17 protein-coding genes and 4 tRNA genes are annotated in these 23,095 nt (G+C 54.8%); 10 read left to right on the forward strand and 11 right to left on the reverse strand.

From position 1 onward, the window contains the following. Positions 1-1,593: 1,593 nt before the first annotated feature. The 3 genes from K5D32_RS00600 to K5D32_RS00610 all read right to left on the reverse strand — a co-directional run bounded on the left by K5D32_RS00600 (position 1,594) and on the right by K5D32_RS00610 (position 6,726). Entirely contained in the window at positions 1,594-3,015 is a 1,422-nt protein-coding gene (locus tag K5D32_RS00600; RefSeq protein WP_221576559.1) for an HlyD family type I secretion periplasmic adaptor subunit, read from the reverse strand. Beyond that, the gene (locus K5D32_RS00605; RefSeq protein WP_308125065.1) at positions 3,008-5,170 is read right to left on the reverse strand and encodes a type I secretion system permease/ATPase; all 2,163 of its coding nucleotides are present in this window, start codon (positions 5,168-5,170) and stop codon (positions 3,008-3,010) included. The genes K5D32_RS00600 and K5D32_RS00605 overlap by 8 nt, the downstream gene beginning before the upstream one ends. Before the next feature lie 149 nt (positions 5,171-5,319). Beyond that, on the reverse strand, positions 5,320-6,726 hold the full coding sequence (locus tag K5D32_RS00610) for a TolC family outer membrane protein (protein ID WP_221599002.1): 1,407 nt from the start codon (positions 6,724-6,726) through the stop codon (positions 5,320-5,322). Between the two features lie 199 nt (positions 6,727-6,925). Here K5D32_RS00610 and K5D32_RS00615 point away from each other — a divergent pair, with 199 nt between their 5' ends. The 4 genes from K5D32_RS00615 to K5D32_RS00630 all read left to right on the forward strand — a co-directional run bounded on the left by K5D32_RS00615 (position 6,926) and on the right by K5D32_RS00630 (position 9,636). Further along, positions 6,926-7,555: a DUF1780 domain-containing protein gene (locus tag K5D32_RS00615; protein WP_025261843.1), complete on the forward strand. Its 630-nt coding sequence runs from the start codon at positions 6,926-6,928 to the stop codon at positions 7,553-7,555. Then, positions 7,552-8,061: an MOSC domain-containing protein gene (locus K5D32_RS00620; RefSeq protein WP_221599003.1), complete on the forward strand. Its 510-nt coding sequence runs from the start codon at positions 7,552-7,554 to the stop codon at positions 8,059-8,061. The genes K5D32_RS00615 and K5D32_RS00620 overlap by 4 nt, the downstream gene beginning before the upstream one ends. 36 nt (positions 8,062-8,097) lie before the next feature. Beyond that, positions 8,098-8,271 carry a DUF3094 family protein gene (locus K5D32_RS00625; RefSeq protein WP_038400033.1) on the forward strand — a complete coding sequence of 58 codons (174 nt, stop codon included), beginning with the start codon at positions 8,098-8,100 and terminating at the stop codon, positions 8,269-8,271. A gap of 66 nt (positions 8,272-8,337) precedes the next feature. Beyond that, positions 8,338-9,636 carry an NAD(P)/FAD-dependent oxidoreductase gene (locus K5D32_RS00630; protein ID WP_221599004.1) on the forward strand — a complete coding sequence of 433 codons (1,299 nt, stop codon included), beginning with the start codon at positions 8,338-8,340 and terminating at the stop codon, positions 9,634-9,636. A 57-nt stretch (positions 9,637-9,693) separates the two neighbouring features. Here the strand turns inward: K5D32_RS00630 and K5D32_RS00635 are convergent, their stop codons facing one another. Then, positions 9,694-11,397 (reverse strand): sigma 54-interacting transcriptional regulator, encoded by a 1,704-nt coding sequence (locus K5D32_RS00635; protein ID WP_221599005.1) that lies wholly within the window; start codon positions 11,395-11,397, stop codon positions 9,694-9,696. A 295-nt stretch (positions 11,398-11,692) separates the two neighbouring features. On the opposite strand from K5D32_RS00635, the gene K5D32_RS00640 reads away from it, so the two are divergent. The 5 genes from K5D32_RS00640 to K5D32_RS00660 all read left to right on the forward strand — a co-directional run bounded on the left by K5D32_RS00640 (position 11,693) and on the right by K5D32_RS00660 (position 16,090). Then, positions 11,693-12,421 carry an amino acid ABC transporter ATP-binding protein gene (locus K5D32_RS00640; protein WP_221576564.1) on the forward strand — a complete coding sequence of 243 codons (729 nt, stop codon included), beginning with the start codon at positions 11,693-11,695 and terminating at the stop codon, positions 12,419-12,421. A 103-nt stretch (positions 12,422-12,524) separates the two neighbouring features. Then, positions 12,525-13,346, forward strand: coding sequence for an ABC transporter substrate-binding protein (locus tag K5D32_RS00645; protein ID WP_221576565.1), 822 nt, complete (start codon positions 12,525-12,527; stop codon positions 13,344-13,346). Further along, positions 13,343-13,963: an amino acid ABC transporter permease gene (locus tag K5D32_RS00650; RefSeq protein WP_221594418.1), complete on the forward strand. Its 621-nt coding sequence runs from the start codon at positions 13,343-13,345 to the stop codon at positions 13,961-13,963. The genes K5D32_RS00645 and K5D32_RS00650 overlap by 4 nt, the downstream gene beginning before the upstream one ends. Continuing rightward, complete coding sequence (locus K5D32_RS00655; RefSeq protein ID WP_221599006.1) at positions 13,960-14,733, forward strand: ABC transporter permease subunit; 774 nt, start codon at positions 13,960-13,962, stop codon at positions 14,731-14,733. Before K5D32_RS00650 ends, K5D32_RS00655 begins: the two co-directional genes overlap by 4 nt. Before the next feature lie 22 nt (positions 14,734-14,755). After that, positions 14,756-16,090, forward strand: coding sequence for an LLM class flavin-dependent oxidoreductase (locus tag K5D32_RS00660; RefSeq protein ID WP_221599007.1), 1,335 nt, complete (start codon positions 14,756-14,758; stop codon positions 16,088-16,090). A 129-nt stretch (positions 16,091-16,219) separates the two neighbouring features. On the opposite strand, the gene K5D32_RS00665 is transcribed toward K5D32_RS00660, so the two are convergent. Further along, positions 16,220-17,110 carry a 2OG-Fe dioxygenase family protein gene (locus K5D32_RS00665; protein ID WP_221576570.1) on the reverse strand — a complete coding sequence of 297 codons (891 nt, stop codon included), beginning with the start codon at positions 17,108-17,110 and terminating at the stop codon, positions 16,220-16,222. Positions 17,111-17,286: 176 nt separating this feature from the next. On the opposite strand from K5D32_RS00665, the gene K5D32_RS00670 reads away from it, so the two are divergent. Beyond that, positions 17,287-18,192 (forward strand): DMT family transporter, encoded by a 906-nt coding sequence (locus K5D32_RS00670; protein ID WP_221599008.1) that lies wholly within the window; start codon positions 17,287-17,289, stop codon positions 18,190-18,192. Between the two features lie 462 nt (positions 18,193-18,654). On the opposite strand, the gene K5D32_RS00675 is transcribed toward K5D32_RS00670, so the two are convergent. The 6 genes from K5D32_RS00675 to clpB all read right to left on the reverse strand — a co-directional run bounded on the left by K5D32_RS00675 (position 18,655) and on the right by clpB (position 23,039). Next, complete coding sequence (locus tag K5D32_RS00675) at positions 18,655-19,554, reverse strand: DMT family transporter (RefSeq protein WP_221576572.1); 900 nt, start codon at positions 19,552-19,554, stop codon at positions 18,655-18,657. A 182-nt stretch (positions 19,555-19,736) separates the two neighbouring features. After that, positions 19,737-19,813, reverse strand: a tRNA-Pro gene (locus K5D32_RS00680). Positions 19,814-19,909: 96 nt separating this feature from the next. Next, positions 19,910-19,985: transfer RNA gene (locus tag K5D32_RS00685), tRNA-Lys, on the reverse strand. Positions 19,986-19,991: 6 nt separating this feature from the next. Beyond that, positions 19,992-20,068: transfer RNA gene (locus K5D32_RS00690), tRNA-Pro, on the reverse strand. Between the two features lie 32 nt (positions 20,069-20,100). Beyond that, positions 20,101-20,176, reverse strand: a tRNA-Asn gene (locus tag K5D32_RS00695). Positions 20,177-20,474: 298 nt separating this feature from the next. Further along, the gene (gene clpB / locus K5D32_RS00700; RefSeq protein ID WP_221599009.1) at positions 20,475-23,039 is read right to left on the reverse strand and encodes an ATP-dependent chaperone ClpB; all 2,565 of its coding nucleotides are present in this window, start codon (positions 23,037-23,039) and stop codon (positions 20,475-20,477) included. Positions 23,040-23,095: the final 56 nt, after the last annotated feature.

A 23,095-nucleotide genomic window follows, 5' to 3' on the forward strand; every position in this document is an offset into this window, starting at 1 on the left:
CACCGCCATTGTTACTGGCGATGAATTCAGTATTGGGCTTTTCCCAAGAATAGGAGAAGCGAACCTGATAACCCGCGGTAGAAAGGTCTTCGACCCGATCGTCAAAACTCTTGAGCGTACTGGTGCCGGCCCAGGCAGCCACCAGACCATCTATCAATGCAATCTGTCCCTGACGGCTGGTTGTCGATTTGTAAACGGCCAGCACATCCTGAAGATCGCTATTAATCATCGCTGCCTGCCGCAGATCGCGCACAGCACCGGAGCCCGTCATTTCAGGCAAAGCTGCTACTTCAGAGCTGATCTCAATCTCGTCAGCAAACTCTCGATAAAAGGTATTCTTTACAAAGTTAATGCTACCTACCGCGCTGCTCACAGACTCCCCGCTCTGAACGTCGGTATGTGTGTAGGAGCCTGTCGCGGTAATGATATTACCGTTACTTCCATAGCCGCTTTCAACACTCTGTAACCCGACACCGGTAATTCCCAGTTCGTCTAGAGTCTTGAGCTCTGACGTCTGAGAAATACCGTCTTGGTTAGCATCACGCCAAACCTTGACCAAGTTAAAGTTCTCATCCGCCACATCAAAAATGCCGTCGGCGTTACTATCCAGATCAGCCAGAGCTTCAAAGCCATTAGTGGCCTTGACACCATTGGACATCACCCGGTCCACACCAAATAATTCAGTACCATTATTGATAATGTTGTCGCCATTGAGGTCCATGACCAGCAAGCCGTCATCAGAGCCTACCCACCCTGTGCCGGTCTTATGACCGTCGCCATCATGATCGAAAACAATTCCGATATTGCTGGATACCGTTTCGATTCCGTCACCGTCAAGATCAAGAATCAAAGGGTCGACAAACTGAAGCGCAGCACTTAACTGGGAATAAGTACCAAAACCGACTCCTGGATGTCCAAGTTTCTGTTTTAGCCACTCAGCGTGAGACAAGTCTGACTGCGAATCAATCCATTCGCCACGCGTTTTCATGAGTTGACCGGTCCACGACCCTTCTACCAAGTTATAGAAAGACTCCGCAATATCAGTGAGACTCTGACCTAAAATTTTTGCCCCTTGTTCAGTTTCCAGGGTCCAACCGCCCTCAGGGGTATAGGTCGCTTTCGGTTGCCCTGTCAGTTCTATTGCACCATAGGGACTTTTTATGCCGATTTCGGGTCCGGATATTTCTGCCTTGGTCAGAGTGGCACCGCTACCGTTCACCTGCCCAGACAGCTCTACCGAAGCGCCGCCAGGCAGGCCAACAGAGATACCAACCTCCCCGTTTCCATTACCTTTTACCGTTGTATTACCCGCCCCCCAAGTATAGGAAATATCTCCACCAGAATATCCGATCTCATTACCATTTTTATCTGAAATCTTGATATCTCCGCCGGTACCAATATTCAGAGTATTTCCTGCCGAATCTTTGACCGTAATGCCGTCAGCACCAATAGACACGCCCATAACCAAACCCCTTTTAATATAGAGAGTAAATCTGTTAACCAGCACTGGCATCACGATCCCAAGATCGCAGAAGCACACCAAATACAACTAAAAGCTCAGTTAAAAACAACCACTAGAAGCAAAACATTAAACTACCGCTCCCTCAAACTCTCCTGCGCATGCTGCTGCAACGGACTCAAGAAATACTCAATCACCCGCCGCTTGTTCGTCTTAACTTCCGCCGTCACCGCCATACCCGGCGACAATTTGATATCCGTGCCATTGATATTCAGCGTGTCGCTGTTAAGGCGGATCTTGCTGCTGTAGATCAGGCCGCGTTTTTCGTCTTCGATGGCGTCGTTGGAGACGCTGATGACTTCGCCTTCGATGGTGCCGTATTTGGTGAAGGTGAAGGTTTCGACTTTGACGGTGACGGGCTGGCCGGCGCGGACGAAGCCGACGTCCTTGTTTTCCAGCATGGCTTCTACTTCCACCGGCTGGCCATCGGGGACGAGGACCATCAGGGGTTGTGCGGGGGTGACGACGCCGCCGACGGTATGGACGTTCAGTTGCTGAACGGTGCCGTCCACCGGGGCTTCGAGGGTGGTGAGGTCTTCCTGGTAGCGGGCTTTGGTGAGGTCCTGGCTGAAGGTGGCGATTTTCTGGTCGGCCTGTTGCAGCAGGTCGAGCATGGCGCGGCGGGTCTGGGCGACGACGCCTTCGCGGCGGCGTTCGGCTTCCTGGCGGGCGGCGGTGGATTGCAGCACGCTGGCTTGCTGGACGCTGAGCTGGCGTTCGAGGTCAAGGCGGGCCTGTTCCTTTTCCAGGTAGGCGTGGCGGGCGATGTATTGTTTTTGCAGGAGGCTTTCGTAGTCGTTGGCCAGTTTGGTGGCGATGGGCAGGGTTTTCTGCAGGCTCGCGACCTGGATGCGGGCGGCCTGGATATCGGCCTGGCGTTGCTGGATCTCGGCCTCAACCAGATCCAGGCTGCTGCGGTACTCCTGATATTGACCTTGCAGCCAGCGCTCGGCGGCCAGCACGTGTTCGGGATCGGCTTCAGGGATGGTGCCCGTCAGGTCCCGAGGCGGTTTGCGCTGGTTGATGGAGTCGAGCATCGCGGCAGCGCGGGCGCTGTCGATGCGGGCTGCCAGCAGGTCGCTGCGCACGCGGCCAACATCGGCATCGGCAGAGGTGGAGTCCAGTTCCAGCAGCAACTGGCCAGCCTTGACCGACTGTCCGTCACGCACATGAATCGCCTTGACCACCGCCGTCTCGCTGGACTGAATGGTTTTGGTCTTGCCGCTGGGGATGACCTTGCCGCTGGCGGTGGCCACTACATCGATCCGGCCCAGGCAGGCCCAGAGCAATGCTAGTGTGGCAAAGGCCATGATCGCCCACATGAAGATCCGCGGCGCGGGGTGGCTGGGTTTGTCCTGCAGCTCCAGAGCGGCGGGCAGAAATTGCACTTCATGGGCCAGACGCTTGGGCGCATCCATTTCATGACGGCGACGCCATGACTGGCGCCATACCCGGCGATAACGTTGCATCAACCCGCTGGATTCGGCGTTAGACATGACCACCTCCTTGCTGCAAACGATGCAGACGTGAGTAATGGCCGGCCTGATGCGTCAGCAGTTCGGCATGGGTGCCTTGCTCGACGATCTGTCCGCGATCAACGACCACGATACGGTTGGCATCGCGCACCGCCGACAGCCGGTGAGCGATGATGATGACGGTGCGGCCCTTGCAGATGGCCTGCATGTTTTGCTGGACGATACGTTCGGACTCATAGTCCAGCGCACTGGTGGCTTCGTCGAAAATCAGGATGCGCGGGTTGCCCATCAAAGCCCGGGCGATGGCGATACGTTGGCGCTGGCCACCCGAGAGCGAGGCGCCGTGCTCGCCGACCATGGTGTCGTAGCCTTCCGGCAGTTCCAGAATGAAGTCATGGGCACCTGCCAGTCTGGCCATTTGCATGACGGTTTCCAGCGGCGCACCGGCATCGCTCAGGGCGATGTTTTCGCGGATGCTGCGGTTGAACAGCATGTTGTCCTGCAGCACCACACCGATTTGCCGACGCAGAGAGGAAACGTCAGCCAGAGCGAGGTCCATGCCATCCACCAGCACGCGGCCCCGCTCGGGTACGTAAAGCCTCTGCAACAGGCGCGTCAGAGTGCTTTTGCCGGAACCAGAGCGCCCCACGACGCCAATTACCTGACCCGGCATGATGGTGAGATTGATGCCGCGCAGGATCTCAGAACCGTCCGGGCGATAACGAAAATGCACCTGATCGAACTCGATGCGGCCCTTGATCGGCGGCAAGGCGCTGCGGGTGGCCTGGGAGAGTTCGTTACGGGTGTTGAGGATGTCGCCCAAGCGCTGAACCGAGACACCGGTCTGCTGGAAGTTGGTCCACAGTTGCGCCAGGCGCATGATCGGCTGGGCTACACGCCCGGCCAGCATATTGAAGGCAATCAGCTGGCCCACCGAGAGTTGGCCATCGATCACCAACCGCGCTCCGAACCACAGGGTCGCAACAGTGACCAGCTTGCCGATCAGGGAGACGCTTTCGTTGGCAATGGTGGACAGGTTCTGGGTCTTGAAACCGGCAGCGACATAGCCCGCGAGCTGGTTGTCCCACTTGCGGATGGCCTGGGGTTCCACGGCCATGGACTTGAGGGTGTCGATGCCGTTGACGGTTTCCACCAGGAAGGCCTGGTTCTCGGCACCACGGGCAAAGCTGTCGTTGAGGCGTTTGCGCAGCACCGGGGTAATCAGCACCGACACCAGCACGTAAAGCGGAAGCGATAGCAAGACGATCAGAGTCAGCCAGCCGCTGTAATAGAACATCACCGCAATGAAGACCACGGAGAACAGCACATCCAGTAACAGGGTGATGGCGTTGCCGGTCAGGAAGTTACGGATGTTTTCCAGCTCACGCACCCGCGCCACGGAATCCCCAACACGACGCGCCTGAAAGTACGACAGCGGCAAGGTAATCAAGTGACGGAACAGCTTGGAGCCGAGTTCGACATCAATGCGGCTGGCGGTGTGGGCAAATACATAGGTGCGCAAGCCCGACAGCGCCGACTCGAACAGCATGACGCCCGCCAGACCGATAGCGATCACATCCAGCGTCGTCAGGCCGTGGTGCACCAGCACCTTGTCCATGACCACCTGAAAGAACAGCGGCGTAATCAGCGAGAAAATCTGCAGGACAAAGGACACCAGCATCACTTCGCCCAGCAGCTTGCGGTATTTGACGATGGCCGGGATGAACCAGGTGAAGTCGAAGCGTGAAGACTCGCCTGGCGTACCGGCTTCAGAGCGGATCAGCACCAACTGGCCGGTCCAACGCTCCTGCAAGGCCTCGAAGGTAATGACTTCGGGACGCTGGGCAAGCGGATCGTGGATCAGTGCCTTGCCTTGATCCAGACGCGCAATGATAAAGAAGCCGCCGTTGTTGTCGGCCGCGATGGCGGGCAGTGGCGTGCGATCCAGACGTTCTGTGGTGGTCTTGGCGGCCTTGGCTTTAAGACCGAGCTTGCGGGCGGCCAGCAGCAGACTGTCCAGCGACAGGTTCTGGTCGGGGCTGCCAAACTCATGGGCGAGCTGATCGGGCGACGCCGCCACCTGATGAAAGCGGGCAAGCATGACCAGTGAAGCCAGGCCAGTGTCGACGCGCGGAGCGCTTTCGGGCACCGCAGTGCCCATTCCTGAATCGTTCATTGCGCTTCCCTGCCGACATGCCGCTTGAATGGGCAAATCTGATCAAGTTGTTGAACAGTAGCAATAAGCCACTGTGACGAATATCACATTTTTTGAAACTAATGTATCGAGATCGCTACTTTTGAACTACGCAACGTCAAAAACCTCGTTCAAAGCCCGGGCGGCAGAAAATCCCGGGCCGGGTCGTAGTCCTGTTTCAGGTAGAGGGCGAGCGTCTTGAGGTCATCAGGGCTGAGGGTACCCGCAGCCTGTTTAAGCCTGAGATTGTCGAGAATGTAGTCATAGCGGGCATCGTTGTAGTCACGGACTGCCGCGTACAACTGACGCTGGGCATTGAGCACATCGGCAATGTTGCGCGAGCCGACATCCACACCGACCTGGTTGGCTTCCACGGACTTCTGGCCGGACACGATGCTTTGCCGACGAGCCGTGATCTGCTCTATCCCGGCGTTGATACCGCGAAAGGCATTGCGGGTGTTCAACACCACTTCGCGGCGACGGTCTTCCTGTTCGTCCTGGCTCTGATAAAGACGCTCGGTGGACTCCTTGATCTGGGAGTTGGTCATCCCGCCCGAATACAGAGGAATGCTCAGCTCGATACCGATGCTGCTTTGCGCAACCTTTTCGCGATAGCCGTTACTGCCGAAGTCGGTAGGGTTGCTGTAGCCAAAACTGTCGTTGTCGCCCTTGCGGTAGGAGGCTACGGCGTCGATGGTCGGCGCATGCCCGGCCTTGCGCTGGTTGAGCGTCTGTTCGGCGGCACTGACCGCGTGCTCGCTGGCCTGTAGCTCCAGATTCTGCCGCACGGCGGTATCCACCCAGGCGCGAGCATCATTGGGAACCGGCGCCTCGACCGGCAGTTGATGGCCCATGCCGGCAATCGAGGTGTAAGTGTGTTTGGTCAGGCGCTCCAGTGCCTCGTAGGCATCGTCCACTCTGCGCTGTACCTGCTGACGATTGGCGCGGGCATTGTCGTAGGCAGCCTGAGCGTCATACACGTCGGTGATACTCGAAGCGCCATCTTCCAGACGCCCCTGGGCCTGGTCGCGCTGGCGCAGCAGTGCGGTTTCTTCAGCCTGGGCAGCGGCAAAACCATCCAGTTGGCGCAAGGTTTCAAAGTAGGCTTGAGCGGCCGTCAGCACCAGGGTCTGTTCCTGAGCGGAAAGCGTCAGTTCAGCCTGACTCACGCTGGATTGGGCAGCCTTCAATTGAAACCAGCGATCAATACGGAACAATGGCTGGTTGAGGTTGGCACGAAAGGTTGTGCCGCTGCGCTCGCGGCTCAACGCAGGTTCGTCACGCTCAAGACGAGTCACTTCGGAAGTCGCACCGGCAGTCAGGTTCGGCAAAAGACCGGCTCGCGCCTGCGGCACCGCTTCGCGCTGGGCCTGGTAGGCGTGACGTGCAGCCGACAATTGCGCGTCGTTGAGCGCAGCCGACTGATAAACGCCTAACAGATCGGCATGTTGCCCAGGCAAATCACGGGATAAAGCCGACCCGCTGTAAGCGCTGGCGCAACACAGGATGACCAGACCAAGGGAGAAATAGGGATTCATCTACGTTCCATGCGAGAAAGGAATTCCTGAGCGTCATTTAATTGGCTCGCCATGGGTTCGGCGCAAAGAACAAAAGCTTTAGGCAATAAAACCGGTATTTTTTGCCACAGGCCTGCGCCGCCTGAAATCGGTACAAAAAACTCTCGAAACAGCCAAGTCTTTGTTTTTCACGTTCACATTTGGACGCTAAGCTTGGGCCATGGATGACTCAGACTATTTACGCCTGCTCACGAGCCAGGCCGAACAAGCCAACGCCTTCCTTTCCAATGCGCGAAAGTGGGAGCGCGAGCGCTGGGTTTGTGAACGCCTGCTGCAAGGCCTGAACATCCCTCATCGCCATGAAGACTTTCTGCCTGCGGGTCAGGAGCCTCCTGACGTGCTGTTTCGCGACGCCTGTTTCGAGGTGTTCTTTGTGCTGGATGAAGGGCGACGCCTCAATGATGAGTGGCGCGAGGAACTGGAGCGACGACGTAGCGCGTTCTCGCTAAGCCAGTTGGTGCGACGGGAGGCCAAGCCCAAACGCATCCCGGCGTCGGAGCTGCTGCGCAGGCTGGCCCCGACACTCAGCAAGAAAGCCAGCAATTACCGTGAGCGCGGCCTGAATCTGGGCGAGCTGGATATCATTGCGTTTGCCAGCCTCAAGCGTGAAGTGCTGGATCTCAACAGCCACTTTCCACCACCGACTGAATACCTGCGCCAGGGCTGGCGCTCGTTGTCGCTGGTCGGCCCGACCTTCGCGCGGGTATTGTTTGCTCATCCGGACGCCCCGGACTTTCTGCGGACCAACCTGGGACGCAGTGTCGTCTTCGATGTTGGAATCAGTTTATGAGCCCTTTGCAGGAACTGCTGGCCGATGTGCCTCAACAAGGCCTGGTGCGCTGGATCGGCGTACGCCCGCAATCACGTCTCGACATGATCGAGCTGGAAGCCGTGGAGGCCCGTCGCGAGGCAGGGCTGACCGGCGATCACTCGCGCCCTGGCCCGCGCAATGCCCGGCAGGTGACGCTGATTCAGTGGGAACATCTGGCGGTGGTCAGTTCGCTCTTGGGCAGGCCTGTGGATAACCCTATCGTGCCCCAGGACCTGCGTCGCAATCTGGTCATCAGCGGCATCAATCTGTTCAGCCTAAAGGGCCGCCGTTTCAAGGTCGGTCAGGCAATCCTGGAAACAACCGGCTGGTGCCAGCCCTGCGCGCGGCTCGAACAACGTCTGGGCCACGGGACCTTCCAGGCCGTACGCGGCCATGGCGGAATCACAGCCCGAGTGATACAAAGTGGAATCATTCGACTGGATGACATGCTGCGAGTCGAACCACTGGATCTGCCGGCGGTATAAAGTACTGACAGCAGACAACCTCTACGCGAGGCAAAAATGAGCAGCCGTCTGAACCCGGACGACCAAAGCCGTGTCCAACACTACCTCAACGCCCCCCAGCATCAGGTTGAGCGCAGGCCTTTTAGGCCATGGCTGCTCCTTGTTCTGGTAATTGCCGTGGTCATCGGTCTGGGTTTGTTGAGCCGTTTACTGAGCTATCTGACGCTATGAGCTGCCTTGCGCTCGCGAAGATCGAGCTCCTGCCCCCGAATTCCTTAAACCTTCCGAGTAATCCTTATGACTCATCGTATTGTCATCGTTGGCGGAGGCGCTGGCGGTCTGGAGCTGGCAACCCGTCTGGGTAAGACCCTGGGCAAGAAAGGCATCGCCAGCGTAACGCTGGTAGACGCCAATCTGACGCACATCTGGAAACCCTTGCTGCATGAGGTGGCCGCCGGTTCCCTCAACTCTTATGAGGACGAGCTGAATTACGTGGCCCAGGCCAAGTGGAACAACTTCCAGTTTCAGCTCGGCCGCATGACCGGGCTGGATCGTGAAAGTCGGCAGATTCATCTGGCAGCCACTCTGGACGAGGACGGCGCAGAACTGGTGCCGGCACGCAGCCTGGGTTACGACTCGCTGGTACTGGCAGTTGGCAGCACCACCAACGATTTCGGCACCAAGGGCGCGGCCGAGCACTGTCTGTTCCTGGACAGTCGCAAGCAGGCAGAACGCTTTCACCAACAACTGCTCAACCACTACCTTCGCGCCCACGCCGGACAAGTCGACAGTGCTCAGGAAATCACCGTGGCCATCGTCGGCGCGGGCGCAACCGGTGTGGAACTGGCAGCCGAGCTGCACAATGCCGCCCACGAGTTGGCATCCTACGGGCTGGGCCAGATCAAACCGGAAAACCTGCGCATCACCGTGATCGAAGCCGGGCCACGGGTTCTACCTGCCTTGCCTGAACGCATTGGCGCGCCGGTGCATAAAACTCTGGAGAAACTGGGCGTGACCGTGCTGACCAACTCGTCAGTCAGCGAAGTGACTGCCGAAGGCCTGGTCACGGCCAGCGGCCAGGTCATACCGGCGGTCCTGAAAGTCTGGGCAGCCGGCATTCGGGCCCCGGCCTTCCTGCATGAACTCGACGGGCTGGAAAGCAACCGCATCAACCAGCTTCAAGTGCTGCCGACTCTGCAGACCACCCGGGATGAAAACATCTTCGCCTTTGGCGACTGCGCTGCCTGCCCACAGAAAGGCACCGACCGCAACGTCCCGCCTCGCGCCCAGGCCGCTCACCAGCAGGCTTCGTTGCTGGTCAAATCCTTGCGCCTGCGGATCGAAGGCAAGGAACTGCCGGAGTACACCTACAAGGATTACGGCTCACTGATTTCCCTGTCGAGCTTCTCGGCTGTGGGTAACCTGATGGGAAATCTGATGGGCAGCGTGATGCTGGAAGGCTGGCTGGCGCGCATGTTCTATATCTCGCTGTACCGTATGCACCAGATGGCGCTCTATGGTGCCTTCCGTACCTTGATGCTGATGCTCGGCAGCAAGATCGGTAAAGGGACCGAGCCGCGGATGAAGTTGCACTAAGCTGTAAGCTGTAAGCTGTAAGCTGTAAGCGTCAAGTTTGAATGAGCGCCTGGAGGTTCAGGCGCTTATTTCGTATTTTTTCATTTTTGAATACAGTGTCGGACGACTTATTCCCAAGGCCAAAGCGGCTTTGGAGACATTGAAGTTCATGGCTTGCAGTGCAAGAAAGATGGCTTGCTTTTCGGCATCGTGCATCAAGGGCTGATCGAAATCAGGGCTTATGGCTTGATGGGAAACAGCGGACTGCCTGGTAAGATCATTGATCTCATTGGTGTATTCATCCTCGGACTTGAAGCGTCGGGGCGCATTGGCCAACTGTCGAACGACCCGTTTCAATTGTGAAATGTTTTCCTTCCAGTCCTGCTTTTTCAGAAGTTTGCCAAGGCGGACGGGAATGGCTGATCTTTTACCCTCATTCTCTTCATTCCAGAAAAGGCTCGCATAAAGCTCCACATCTTTTGGCCTTTTGCGCAAAGGTGGAAGCTCAAGGTTATGACGACTTAATATTCCGAGCAGTTTTGGGTGCAGTCTCTGCTCATGGAGTACAACGCCCATTGTATCGGTTGTTGCCATAAGAATCTTGAGCCCTGATGTGTGTTGATGCTCTTTCAAGGCCTGAAAAAGATACAACTGTATGGAGATGGGCAGAACATCAACGCCGTCAATAAACAAAGTACGGTTCTTGAAAATATCAGGATGAAACTCCCACCTGCCGACTTGATCGTCCGTAATGACGTAACACAGGATTTTGTCCTTGAAATCTGCGACAGACAATCGGGAACAGTCGATGACCCGCATTTCTTTATGAGTGCTTTCGTCTACACCATGAAGCGCCTGTGCAAAAGTGCTCTTTCCGGTGCCTGGCTCTCCAGAGATCAACAGAGCCTCGTTCAAACCGGCATACTGCTTTGCAGTCTCTATTGCATTCTGAAAGAGAGTGGACGCTCCCAATAATTTATCGAACCCGATACCTGACTCTTCCCTCAGACCTTGATCGGGAAGCGTGGGCGCTGTAGAAAACCTTCTGAATATATTTACAACGGAAACGATTCTACCGTCGTCATCCGCAATGGGAATGGCCGTATCCACCAGGGGAATTTCGTCTTCACCTCGTAGAATGACAACCTTCTTGTTTACGTAGCCACGCTTTTGCGTGAAGACATCTCCGATGATCGGCTCAAACCCAAGCAGATCGCGAAACTGGCGTTTTGCATCGTCTATCTTGAGAATTTTCTTTCCGGCTTCATTTATATACTTCAGGAAACCTGACTGATCGAGAACGAGCAAACCATCTTCAATGAGCCCACTGACGGCATCTCTTTCCCGAATGGATTGCCGGAGGAATATTGAGAATTTGTTGAGCAGGATATTTTGCCCAAAAATGTGGACACCGATACGACCGACCGCTGACAGAATGTGTTCATCAACCTCTACATGACCGTCTTTCTTTAATGAGACGACAAAAAACATACCGACCTGATCGGGAAGGATCTTCCAATAAAACAAATGCGTATGACTTTCGGATGAAGACAATATCCCCGAGTTTTCTTTCAGGTTTTCTGGCAGCACACCGGGAATGTAAACCAGACCGCGAGACACAACCATTTTACTGCTGTGATCATAAAGGGCGAGCGAGAAATTATACTCGCCCCAAACAGGGCTAAGTACGTCCCCTATCAGATTCAGCTCATCATCAAAATCACAAGACTCGCCGTGGTGTGATGCCTTCATTCCATTGATGCCCACTTCATAGCCTGCCATGTAGATTATCGCCCTCTTTCTACCATAAAATAATACCCACCTGCTGACTCCCTCAAAAGCGGCTAATATTTCACCGCTCCCGCCCCGCGAAGATATGACTGCATCCGCACAAATGTAAAGTTTTTTTACAACAATTCAAAAACACCCTTATTCCATTCTCTAAGAATAGATTTTTTTGTTCTTTGCCAAGTACTTGAGCGACTGATAGTTTACCGAACCAATTGTGAAGTCTCCATACGCTGAACGTACCCAGCAGTATCAAGGGATATCTCGCTTCCCACCATGGAGTTACTCAATGCTTGAAGCCAAAGAATTATATAAATTTTTTGGAGATAGAGCCGTATTGGACGGTGTATCCCTTTCTCTTGAAAAAGGAAAGGTGCTGGCACTTTGCGGTCCCAGTGGTTGTGGAAAAAGCACTTTGCTACGGATCCTGAGCGGGCTTGAACCGTCCACTCGGGGCTCGGTATTTCTGGGAGATATTCCCATCAATCGTGAAGCCTTGCGCAAGCCTGAAGTACGGGGGCGTATAGGTTTTGTTTTTCAGCGCCCGGCGCTCTACCCCAATATGCGAGTGATGGAAAACATCACGCTGGCCTTGCGCAAAGTCAGGCAGCTTTCTCATCAGGATGCAGAAGAAAAAGCCTATGAAGCGCTGGGTAAGGTTCGCCTTACCGACAAAAGTACAGCCTGGCCCGCTACGCTGTCCGGTGGCCAGGCACAGCGCGCATCCATCGCCCGCGCACTCGCACTTGAGCCTGACGTGTTGCTACTGGATGAACCCACTTCTGCCCTGGACCCGGAACTTGTCCACGAAGTGCTCGAAGTCATGCGCGGCCTGGCTCGCGGCGGCACAACGATGGCCGTGGCCACTCATGAACTCGCCTTTGCCCGGGAAGTGGCGCATGAAGTTGCCTTTTTCGACCACGGAAAAAACCTGGAGACACAACCTGCCGAGGACTTTTTCAAAAGTCCGCAAACGGATCGGGCCGCTCGTTTTATCGAAAGCATCTTGCATCGCTAGCTGGGCTCACAATCCGTGACATGCATGCCTTGGCTTATCGGCATTAATACGCTGGAATAAATTTATTCCGGGACAACCCACGATATTTATATGGAGCAAGCCTATGAAAACAAACTTGTTGTGGGCAGGAATTCTCGCGATCTCTTCTTTTCTTTCTTTACCCGCCATCGCAGCCGAACCGGTATCGGTGCTGGATCAAGTCAAGCAGCGCGGCAAACTGGTCATTGGCGTAGATCCCAGCGCACCGCCCATGGCGCAGATCGGCGCGGACGGTAAGAGTGTCGGTTTTGCTCCAGACCTTGCTCGTGCAGTGGCCAAAGAGCTGAATGTGAGTGTCGAGTTCAAGCCCATCTCCGGGGCTGTTCAGATTCCCTCCATCAATAACGGCGACATCGATGCGATGTTCGGGTCCACTACACCCACTGTAAAACGCGAGCAGGTACTGGACTTCACCATCGTCTATAACTGGGACTATGTGGTGCCGCTGGTTCGAGCCGGTGACAGTGGCGATATCAAGACCTACACGCCACCCAGACGTGTTTCAACTTCAAAGAACAATTACGCCGCCCAACTCTTCAAAGACCTTGTGCCCACCGGCCAGGTAACGTTTTTTGATAACTACAGCGATGCCGTTGAAGCTCTGCGCTCCAACCAGACAGATGCCGTGCTGCTCAACAGCTTTTCAGCCAAGGCCTACGCCAAACGTTATGGCGACAGCCTGAAAATTGGTGAAGCGTTCTTTACTGATCCACAGGCAATCATCGTGCGGCAGAACGACTCGCTCTGGCGTAATTACCTGAACCACACCATTCAGAAAATCTGGGCGCGTGGCGAGTTTGCCGAACTGTACGAAAAGCACTTTGGCTACAAGCCTGAATTCACTATCTGGTCCCAATACAGACTGCAGCCAGGTATCGAGAATTGACATCGTTCTGGGATGAGGCGAGCACTCTATTCGCCTCGGCGTTTACCACGACTCTGCTTTTGGCCGTCATGAGTCTGGTTATAACTGCACTCCTCAGCGCCCCTGTCGCCCTGGCGCTACACGGCAGGTCTGCATGGGCGCGGGGGTATGTAGACCTGGCGATGAAAATCCCTCTGATCGTCAAACTTTTCGTGTGCTTTTATCTTCTGCAACTCAACCCGCTGGCATGCGGGGTTATCGCGCTTGTATTGCATCAAGTGGGGTATTGCGCCGAAATCCTGTCGGGAGGGCTTAGAGCGGTTCCCACCGAATATGAAGACGCCGCCCTGAGTTCCGGCTTGTCATGGTCGCGAACCGCTTTTTCAATCCGCTTGCCCGAAGCCTTGCGCCTGGTCGCACCTTCGCTGGTGCTACAAACCGCGGAAATCATTAAAAACACCTCGATCGTCTCACTCATTGGCGTTGTTGAACTCACCGGCGCATCGGAAACATTACAGTCGCAAACCTTTGAATACTTGCGCGGCTTCCTCGCCGCAGCAGCCTCATATGCCGTGTTGACGCTACCGATAATGGCCGCCGGCTACTTCATGGAAAAAAGATTACGGAGCAGGATATGAAAATCATCCTGTCCATTATTGGCCGATACCGGCTGCTGATCATCCTTGGTCTTTTTGGTGTATGGGCACTGATCGACCCTATCTGGAAAGAGCTGGCTTCGTCCTGGCCGTTTTTCCTGGAGGGGCTTTATACGACAGCTATTTATTCCGTGACGGGTGTCGTGCTGGGTCTGGTCTTTGGCGGATTATTGGCAAGTCTGCGACTCGCCGGTGGCCCGCTGGGTTTCATCGGGGGCTTCATTGTTGTAGCCACGCAAGCCGTGCCGCCGCTTTTCATTATCAGCGCAGCCTATCTGGTATCACCCGAGGTATTACCCTTCAGAGTGACACCGGCAACAGCCGCAGTCGTGGCGCTGACTCTGATCGGGGGAAGCTATTATTGCGAAGCCCTGCGCAGTGCAATTGCGGGAGTCGAACGGCTACAGATTGAAGCCGCCGAAATCACGGGCCTTTCACGCAGAACAATATTGCTGCGCATCCTATTGCCTCAGGCACTGATCTCCTGCGTCCCGACACTGGGCGCGATATCCATTGTGGTTTTCAAACTGTCCACACTGCTTTATCCACTCGGCATTACCGACTTCTTCAGAACAACCGTGCTGGTGAATAACCGGGTGGTTGCCCCGTGGCAGTGCTACGCCCTTATCGCCGCTTTTTACTATGTCATGAGCGATGTACTGCAGTGGGTCATAAACCGGATATCCGCACGTATTGCTGGCAATTCCCCCCTGGAGCATAAGAACCAGAGCGCCAAAGTTGCCGTCAGTTGAAACCCCATACAAGGAGTAAACCATGACCACTCAACGCCAACTGCACCTGGCTGCATTCGGCGCTCTTGGGGGTAACCATATTGCCTCCTGGCGTCATCCCGAAGCGGACACTTCTCAAGTACTCAACGCCGCTTACTACAAGGATTTCGCACGCCTGGCCGAGCGCGGCCTGTTCGACCTGATCTTCTTTCCGGACATTCTGGCGGTGGCACAGGACCGGGATAAAGACGGCTTTAAAAACATAGCCAAAGGTATTCCCTTTCGAGCAGAGCCCATCAGCACCCTCGCATTGATTGCCGGGGTAACAGAGCATATTGGCCTGGTGGGCACGGTATCGACTGCCCACACACAACCGTTCAATGTGGCCCGCACGTTTGCCTGGCTGGATCATCTCAGCGGTGGGCGCGTTGGCTGGAATATCGTGACGACAGCCAGCGAGGCGGAATCGCGCAACTTTGGCTCAGGCCTGCCACCTCATGATGAGCGATACGCCCGCGCCGAAGAGTTCGTGGACGTGGTGCGCAAACTTTGGGACAGCTGGAAAGACGACGCCATTCTCGGTGACAAGAAAAACGCCCGTTTCGCCGATCCGGCACGGGTGACGCCTATCAACCATGAAGGCCGGTTCTACAAGGTTGAAGGTCCGCTTAATGTCCCTTGCTCACCTCAAGGCCATCCGGTGCTGTTCCAGGCTGGCGCTTCCGATGTCGGCAGAAGCTTCGCTGCCCAGACTGCGGATGCCGTGTTCTTTGCGGCGCAGACCCGTGAGGAAGCCCAGCGAATTGGCTCGGATATCCGCCAACTGGCGCAACGCCATGGACGTCCTGCGGACACATTACGCCTGCTGCTTGGTGTTCTGGTGATCGTTGGCGAAACCGAAGCACAGGCCCGCGAGAAACAGGCCGAACTGGGACGCCTGCTGGAACCCGAGGTCGGCAGAGCCTTGTTGTTTGAACTGATCGGTGTCGATCTCTCGGACTCGCCACTGGATGGACCATTCCCGGAACTCGATCCGGCTACCGTTCCCGGCATTAAAAGCCGCTACGAGCTGCTTCGGGACATGGCGAAGCGTGAACAGATGACGCTAAGGCAGGTTATCGAGCGCGTAGCCAGCGCGGCAGGACATCGGGTCGTGGTGGGTAATCCGCAGCAAGTGGCCGACCAATTACTGGACTGGTTCGATGCAGGGCTCGTGGATGGCTATGCAGTCATGTGGCCACACTTGCTGGGCGGCATGCAGGACTTCGTCGATCTGGTCATACCTGAGTTGCAACGACGCAATGTCTATCGCACCGCTTACACGGGCAATACGCTGCGCTCGCACCTGGAATTACCGAACCTCGACCTGCCGGCGTAAAGCCGACACGCAGCCCCATCTCACGGCAGGTGGGGCTCATGCTGCATTGAATCAGGCAAGGGTGATGCGGTTGGCAGATTTAATTATTTAATTTGGAAGGGCACCACCTTCAAGCTTCAAGCAAAGTACTTACGCAATGAACTCTGGATAGTTAATCGACAGCGGAATCTCTTTATGCGGGTTGAAAGAGTCATAGGGGTTGGAAATATGCCCTTTCTTGGTCGGGTGCCGTGTAAAGAAAATCAGCATGTCTCGCGTGGCTCGTGAATCACTCACGGCCGCATGAACAGGCGAAAGACTGTGCTTTCTCTTGTGATCGACGATCAGCAATGTATCCAGAAAATTTTTGTGCTGCGCCTGCCCCAGGCGATATTCGGGGCTGGCCTCGTTCCATCGGGTGCCATTCTTTTCTCTGTTGTCATGGATAAACGTAATGGCACTGTTATCCGTAATATTCTCTTTGCCCAACAGCGTCGTCATCGTATGGTCGACCCCATCGGCATGTACACCCTCAAGAGCCGGCTCCCCAAGCAATTGCGGCGTCGTGATGGTTCTCAAATTGAACACCGTTGACACCAGGCTGGTGGAATCATAATCAAGGCTTGGCCTTGGTGTAATGGAAGTGTTCTTGATGAGAAATGCCTTGAACAGAAGCAGCGCCTGAAACGCGCGGTTCAATTGCAAGTCGTCACCGATCCCCCTGAACTCTCTTATTTTCCCCGAATCGTGGCGAACAAAGTCCTCCTGGACAGAGAGGACAAAAGGTTGAAACTCGATCCTGTTGATTTTCGAGTTGGCGAAGTCCAGTTCAAAACGACCATTTCTGGACTCTCGAAAAGGCAACGTTGGGTCAGGGGGTAAGTTATCACTGACACGTTTGAGGCTTTCCAGATCCTCATCCGTGGCCCCCAACCCTTTTACTATTTTCGTGACATCAGCCCCGTCAAGGGAAACAAAGCTTTCCTTGACGTAAGCGGATTTTATTTCCGACAAAAAACTGACCAGATTGAAACTACCCATTTTAAACCTCTTTTAAATTAATGCTGCCATGCACTGATGAGTTTGATATCACTAAAACTGCACACCACGATGATACGTAGATTAATTACTTGCCAGAATTCACGCCTCCTACACCATTGACAATCCGAAAAGCCGAACTCAAAATCGCTGACCACTTGATGCTTTCAGGGAAGAACATGTTAAAAACCAAGTTCCATAACAATGCCGTTCTGCTTGTTTCCTGCCTGTGCGTTGTACTGTGGTCCACCGGGTTTATCGTTGGAAGAATGATCGTGGGTTCCGCGTCCCCCAACATTTTCCTTGCCATTCGTTTTTTTCTTTCCTTTTTACTGTTTACCCTCGCCGCAGCCCTGCTGAAAAAAATATGGCCGCCACTTGATGAATGGCGCAAACACATATTGGCGGGGCTGCTCATTAACGCCTTGTATCTGGGCGGAAGTTACTGGGCCATTTCAAAAGGATTGCCCGCCGCTCTGATGGCCCTGCTAGGCGCGTTGCAGCCGCTGCTGACGGTCGTGATTTCGATAGCCTTTCTGAAAGGAAGAATCGTGCCCCTTCAAGCCCTGGGTATCTTTATTGGGCTGTGCGGTGTAACCCTTGTGCTGTCACCTTCGTTTCAAACAGGCAATCATATTGATTACTCGTTTTCAGTTCTGCTGGTTGCCATCCTTTCCGTTTTCGCAATAACGTTTGGCACAATCCTGCAAAAAACCTCACTCGGGAAATCCGAACTTTTACCCTCCATGGCCATACAGAACCTGTTTTCGGCTGTTGCCGCACTGATCTTTATCGTCTTCCTTGGCGAGTCGCACCTGATCATTAATGATCGTTTTATATTTTCTATTACCTGGGCCGTTCTGGTCTTGTCAGGGCTGGGAACACTGTCCCTGGTCTGGCTGGTTAGAAACGGGGACATGACCAGAACAACATCTCTATTGCTACTCGCCCCGCCCTTGGCAGCGTTAGAAGCATGGGCCATTTTTGGAGATAAACTCGTGCCGGTACAGATTGCCGGGTTTATTCTTTCCTTGCTGGGCGTCTGGTTTTGCAGGACAACAAAATCCACCCCTGTGACTCAGTAGCTTTTTATACAGCCTCTATTTGCCGATAATTCCTCAGCGAAACCGCTGAGGAATTATCGCAACCCTCACCCAGACTTGTGGCCCTGTGAGAAACTCCAGATCTTGTGGACCTCCATTGAAAATGGTGAGTTTTAACGCCATTTGATCGTGTCGTCAGGCGTGTTTTATTTCTTGTGAAAATTTAAAGTAGATAATAATCACAGGCTAATATTTGGCAACTACCATTTTTCAACATGATTATTCCAGCATGGAATATACTTCGACTGACAAGTGGTTCTGTAAAGAAACATTACACTGACGTGTGATTTTTCAGAGTTTATTTTCCACGCAAATAACCTTATAACTTCTTTTTATAAGAATACTTCGGGTGATTTTTATCGGGTATCGGGCCTTTCGCGAATGAATTCGCTCCTACGCCGTTCTCAAAGCACCGTGCAGGATCGAATTCATTCGCGAAACTGTTTATTGTGCGGCGATTACAGCAGGAGGCGTGTTCTTTTTCATCGCCAATATCAAGCCAGCCATGATGCACAGCGCACCGATTGTCCCTGCAAGCCCCAACGATTCCCCAAAGAAAGAGAATGCAAACAGGGTGGCAAAAAGTGGATCACTGGTTTCAATGATCTGCACCTTGCTCGCCTCGCCCTGATCTACAGCCTTGGTCGTGAAGTAAAAACCGCCAATAGTGGGCAGCAATACCAGAGCAGCGATGGCCAGCAGAGCAATACCATCTGGAATGGCAAATCCTTCTCTGAGCAAAGGCACCAGCAGATAAAGACTGCCAAAACCAAAGAGCCAGGCCAGTTGTGGCAATCCACTCCCCACGTTCATCAATTTGGAAGTGAAGATGAACAAGGCATAACCCAGGCCACCCAGCAGCGCGAGGGTGATGCCAAGGTAGCTGCCGCTGATCTCGCCTTCGTAGCTCAGAATCAGATAGACGCCCGTAAGGATGGCTGCAAAAGCGATGACTTTGTACAGCCCGATTCGCTCACCCAGGAAAATGGCAGACAGAACGATGGTCATTGCGCCAGCGGCGTAAAGCAGAAACGCTACCAGCGGTATGGAAGCCTCTTCAAAGGCCCATGTCTCAAAAAAGTAGAGGCAGAATATTCCCAGAAAGGCGAGCACGGCGAATTGAGGCCACTTGCTGGTCAGCGCGAGGGTTTCTCGCCTGCGAGCCTGGCTGGTAGCGCAATAGAGGGCAATGACCAGAAAGGCTGCGAAGCATTTCCAGAATGCGATCTGATTGGAGGTTGCCCCGTGTGCGAAGCCCATACGGGTGAAAACACCGATAGTGCCGTTCAGAATCGCGGCAATCAGTGCAAAAAACTCGGGGCGTTTGAATAAGCTGGTACTCATGGATATTCCTTACCTGGAAATAAAGTAGCCGCCTCTTGCATGAGCAGCGGCGATGCTTCCTTGCACAGTGCGCTGATTTTTATAGCGCACAAAAGAAAAATGCCCAGCTTCAGCAGTTACGCTAAGGCCAGGCACTTTTCAGTTCGCATCAGAAGTAAAATCTCTACTTCTGTGCTGATGTATGGTCGGGGTAAGGGGATTCGAACTCCTGACATCCTGCTCCCAAAGCAGGCGCGCTACCGGACTGCGCTATACCCCGTTGAAATCAAGACACCTCAACAAGCTGCCTGCGATTTGATGCTAATGGCATCAGATCTTTAAGATTCGGCCTCAAAGATCACTTTGAAGCCAAAAATGGTGGGTCGTGTGGGATTCGAACCTACGACCAATTGGTTAAAAGCCAACTGCTCTACCAACTGAGCTAACGACCCAAATTATGGTCGGGGTAAGGGGATTCGAACTCCTGACATCCTGCTCCCAAAGCAGGCGCGCTACCGGACTGCGCTATACCCCGACTGAAACTACTGCATTGAACCTTGTGAAATCTGGCTCCACGACCTGGACTCGAACCAGGGACCCAGTGATTAACAGTCACTTGCTCTACCAACTGAGCTATCGCGGAACTTCGGACTTCAGATTCAACTTACTGCCTTGAATCAACTCGCTGTTAACTCGTTGATTCAACCTCTTTGACCTTGCCCGCTTCGTTTGCAACGTTGCGTTCACGTCTCTGAGGCGCGCTATTCTACATTTTCAAAAACACCTGTCAACCCTCTAAATTGCTTTTAAGACAATGATTTGCGATTTTTTTTCAGATCGCCTGCACGCCACCCGCAAACCCGATTTCCTGCCTCCAGCCTCCACGATAAAAAAGGGCCCTCACCTGGAGAGCCCTTGCGTTCAGCTATATATAGAAGCGATCAGCCAAACACGATCTCGTCATCCACCACCTTGCCGGTGATGCTGGAGCCAGGCACGAGGCTGCCCGACAGGATCAACTGAGCCAGCGGGTTTTCGATCCAGCGCTGGATCGCACGCTTGAGAGGCCGTGCGCCATAAACCGGGTCGTAGCCAATGGCAATCAGCTTGTCGAGGGCTTCGGGGCTCAGCGTCAGGGAAAGCTCGCGCTCCGCAAGGCGGCTGCGCAGACGTCCCAGCTGAATTTCCGTAATGCCCGCGATCTGATCCCGCGCCAGCGGCTCGAAAATCACCACTTCGTCGATACGGTTGATGAACTCCGGACGGAAATGCGTACTGACCGCATCCATCACCGCAGCGCGCTGGGCTTCACGATCACCCACCAGTTCCTGGATCTGCGCCGACCCCAGGTTGGACGTCATGACGATCACGGTATTACGGAAGTCCACCGTACGACCATGACTGTCTGTCAGGCGCCCATCCTCCAGCACTTGCAGCAGAATGTTGAAGACGTCGGCGTGGGCCTTTTCGACCTCATCGAGCAGGATCACCGAATACGGCTTGCGACGCACCGCCTCGGTCAGGTAACCGCCCTCTTCATAACCGACGTAACCCGGTGGCGCACCGATCAGGCGAGCGACGGAGTGTTTCTCCATGAACTCGGACATGTCGATCCGCACCATGGCCTCTTCGGTATCGAACAGAAACTCCGCCAGCGCCTTGCACAGCTCGGTCTTGCCGACGCCGGTCGGGCCCAGGAACATGAACGAACCGCTCGGGCGATTGGGATCGGACAGGCCGGCACGGGAACGGCGCACGGCACTGGCCACCGCCACCACGGCTTCGCTCTGGCCGATGACGCGCTTGTGCAGCAGGCTTTCCATCTTCAGCAGCTTCTCACGCTCGCCTTCAAGCATTTTCGAGACAGGGATGCCGGTCCACTTGGAGACGACTTCGGCAATTTCTTCCTCGGTCACGCGGCTGCGCAGCAGCTGGTTTTCCGGCTTGCCGTGCTGATCGACCATTTGCAGGCTGCGTTCCAGATCAGGAATGATGCCGTACTGCAATTCAGCCATGCGGTTCAGGTCACCGCGACGGCGTGCCGCCTCCAGTTCCTGACGCGACTGCTCGATTTTCTGCTGGATTTGAGCCGAGCCAGTCACTTCGGCCTTCTCCGAAGCCCAGACTTCTTCGAGGTCAGCGTATTCACGCTCCATGCGCTCGATATCGAGTTGCAGCTTCTCCAGACGCTTGATCGCGGCTTCGTCCTTTTCCTTCTTGAGGGCCTGGGATTCGACCTTCAACTGGATCAGGCGACGCTCAAGACGATCCAGCACTTCAGGCTTGGAGTCGATTTCCATGCGAATACGGCTGGCAGCTTCGTCGATCAGGTCGATGGCCTTGTCCGGCAACTGACGATCGGTGATATAGCGATGGCTCAGCTTCGCAGCCGCGATGATCGCACCGTCGGTAATCCCGACTTTATGGTGGACCTCATAACGTTCTTTCAAACCACGCAGGATGGCGATGGTGTCTTCTTCGCTGGGTTCTTCCACCAGCACTTTCTGGAAGCGGCGCTCAAGGGCGGCGTCCTTCTCTATATATTGGCGATACTCGTTGAGCGTGGTCGCACCGACGCAATGCAGCTCGCCACGGGCCAGAGCCGGCTTGAGCATATTGCCCGCATCCATCGAGCCCTCGCCTTTACCGGCGCCGACCATGGTGTGCAATTCGTCGATGAACAGGATGATCTGGCCTTCCTGCTTGCTCAGCTCATTGAGCAGCGACTTCAGGCGCTCCTCGAACTCGCCACGGTATTTTGCACCGGCAATCAATGACCCCATGTCCAGCGACAGCAGACGCTTGCCTTTGAGGCCGTCCGGCACTTCGCCGTTGATGATGCGCTGCGCCAGGCCTTCGGCAATGGCGGTCTTGCCCACGCCGGGTTCGCCGATCAGCACCGGGTTGTTCTTGGTACGCCGTTGCAGAACCTGAATGGTGCGGCGAATCTCGTCGTCGCGCCCGATCACCGGATCAAGCTTGCCTTCTTCGGCGCGCTTGGTCAGGTCAACGGTGTACTTGTCCAGCGCCTGACGCGACTCCTCGACGTTGGGGTCATTGATCGCGCCGTCACCGCGCAGGTTATTGATGGCGTTCTCAAGCGCCTTCTTGCTCACGCCCTGACCAAGCAACAACTTGCCCAGCTTGCTGTTCTCGTCCATGGCGGCGAGCAGCACCAGTTCACTGGAAATGAACTGATCGCCCTTCTGTTGCGCCAGACGATCCGCCTGATTGAGCAGGCGCGCCAGATCCTGGGACATGTTGACGTCGCCGGTAGGGTTCTGAATCTTCGGCAGATGGTCGAGCTCTTTGCTCAACTCCTTGCGCAGGCTGTTGATATCAAAACCTACCTGCAGCAATAGAGGCTTGATGGAGCCGCCTTGCTGTTCGAGCAGGGCATGCATCAAGTGCGCGGGCTCAATGGCTGGATGATCCATGCCAACGGCCAGCGATTGGGAATCTGATAAGGCCAGTTGCAATTTGCTGGTCAATCTATCGATACGCATTAGTCACCTTCCTTCAGAGCAGGCCGGAGCAATGAACACACCTATAACGAAAACCT

The sequence above is a fragment of the Pseudomonas cichorii genome, from assembly GCF_019719005.1.
Taxonomy (GTDB): Bacteria; Pseudomonadota; Gammaproteobacteria; order Pseudomonadales; family Pseudomonadaceae; genus Aquipseudomonas; species Aquipseudomonas cichorii_E.

Coding starts and splice junctions, on each gene's coding strand:
- K5D32_RS00600 (WP_221576559.1), bottom strand. CDS start 3,015: ATGTCTAACGCCGAATCCAGCGGGTTGATGCAACGTTATCGCCGGGTA.
- K5D32_RS00605 (WP_308125065.1), bottom strand. CDS start 5,170: ATGAACGATTCAGGAATGGGCACTGCGGTGCCCGAAAGCGCTCCGCGC.
- K5D32_RS00610 (WP_221599002.1), bottom strand. CDS start 6,726: ATGAATCCCTATTTCTCCCTTGGTCTGGTCATCCTGTGTTGCGCCAGC.
- K5D32_RS00615 (WP_025261843.1), top strand. CDS start 6,926: ATGGATGACTCAGACTATTTACGCCTGCTCACGAGCCAGGCCGAACAA.
- K5D32_RS00620 (WP_221599003.1), top strand. CDS start 7,552: ATGAGCCCTTTGCAGGAACTGCTGGCCGATGTGCCTCAACAAGGCCTG.
- K5D32_RS00625 (WP_038400033.1), top strand. CDS start 8,098: ATGAGCAGCCGTCTGAACCCGGACGACCAAAGCCGTGTCCAACACTAC.
- K5D32_RS00630 (WP_221599004.1), top strand. CDS start 8,338: ATGACTCATCGTATTGTCATCGTTGGCGGAGGCGCTGGCGGTCTGGAG.
- K5D32_RS00635 (WP_221599005.1), bottom strand. CDS start 11,397: ATGGCAGGCTATGAAGTGGGCATCAATGGAATGAAGGCATCACACCAC.
- K5D32_RS00640 (WP_221576564.1), top strand. CDS start 11,693: ATGCTTGAAGCCAAAGAATTATATAAATTTTTTGGAGATAGAGCCGTA.
- K5D32_RS00645 (WP_221576565.1), top strand. CDS start 12,525: ATGAAAACAAACTTGTTGTGGGCAGGAATTCTCGCGATCTCTTCTTTT.
- K5D32_RS00655 (WP_221599006.1), top strand. CDS start 13,960: ATGAAAATCATCCTGTCCATTATTGGCCGATACCGGCTGCTGATCATC.
- K5D32_RS00660 (WP_221599007.1), top strand. CDS start 14,756: ATGACCACTCAACGCCAACTGCACCTGGCTGCATTCGGCGCTCTTGGG.
- K5D32_RS00665 (WP_221576570.1), bottom strand. CDS start 17,110: ATGGGTAGTTTCAATCTGGTCAGTTTTTTGTCGGAAATAAAATCCGCT.
- K5D32_RS00670 (WP_221599008.1), top strand. CDS start 17,287: ATGTTAAAAACCAAGTTCCATAACAATGCCGTTCTGCTTGTTTCCTGC.
- K5D32_RS00675 (WP_221576572.1), bottom strand. CDS start 19,554: ATGAGTACCAGCTTATTCAAACGCCCCGAGTTTTTTGCACTGATTGCC.
- clpB (WP_221599009.1), bottom strand. CDS start 23,039: ATGCGTATCGATAGATTGACCAGCAAATTGCAACTGGCCTTATCAGAT.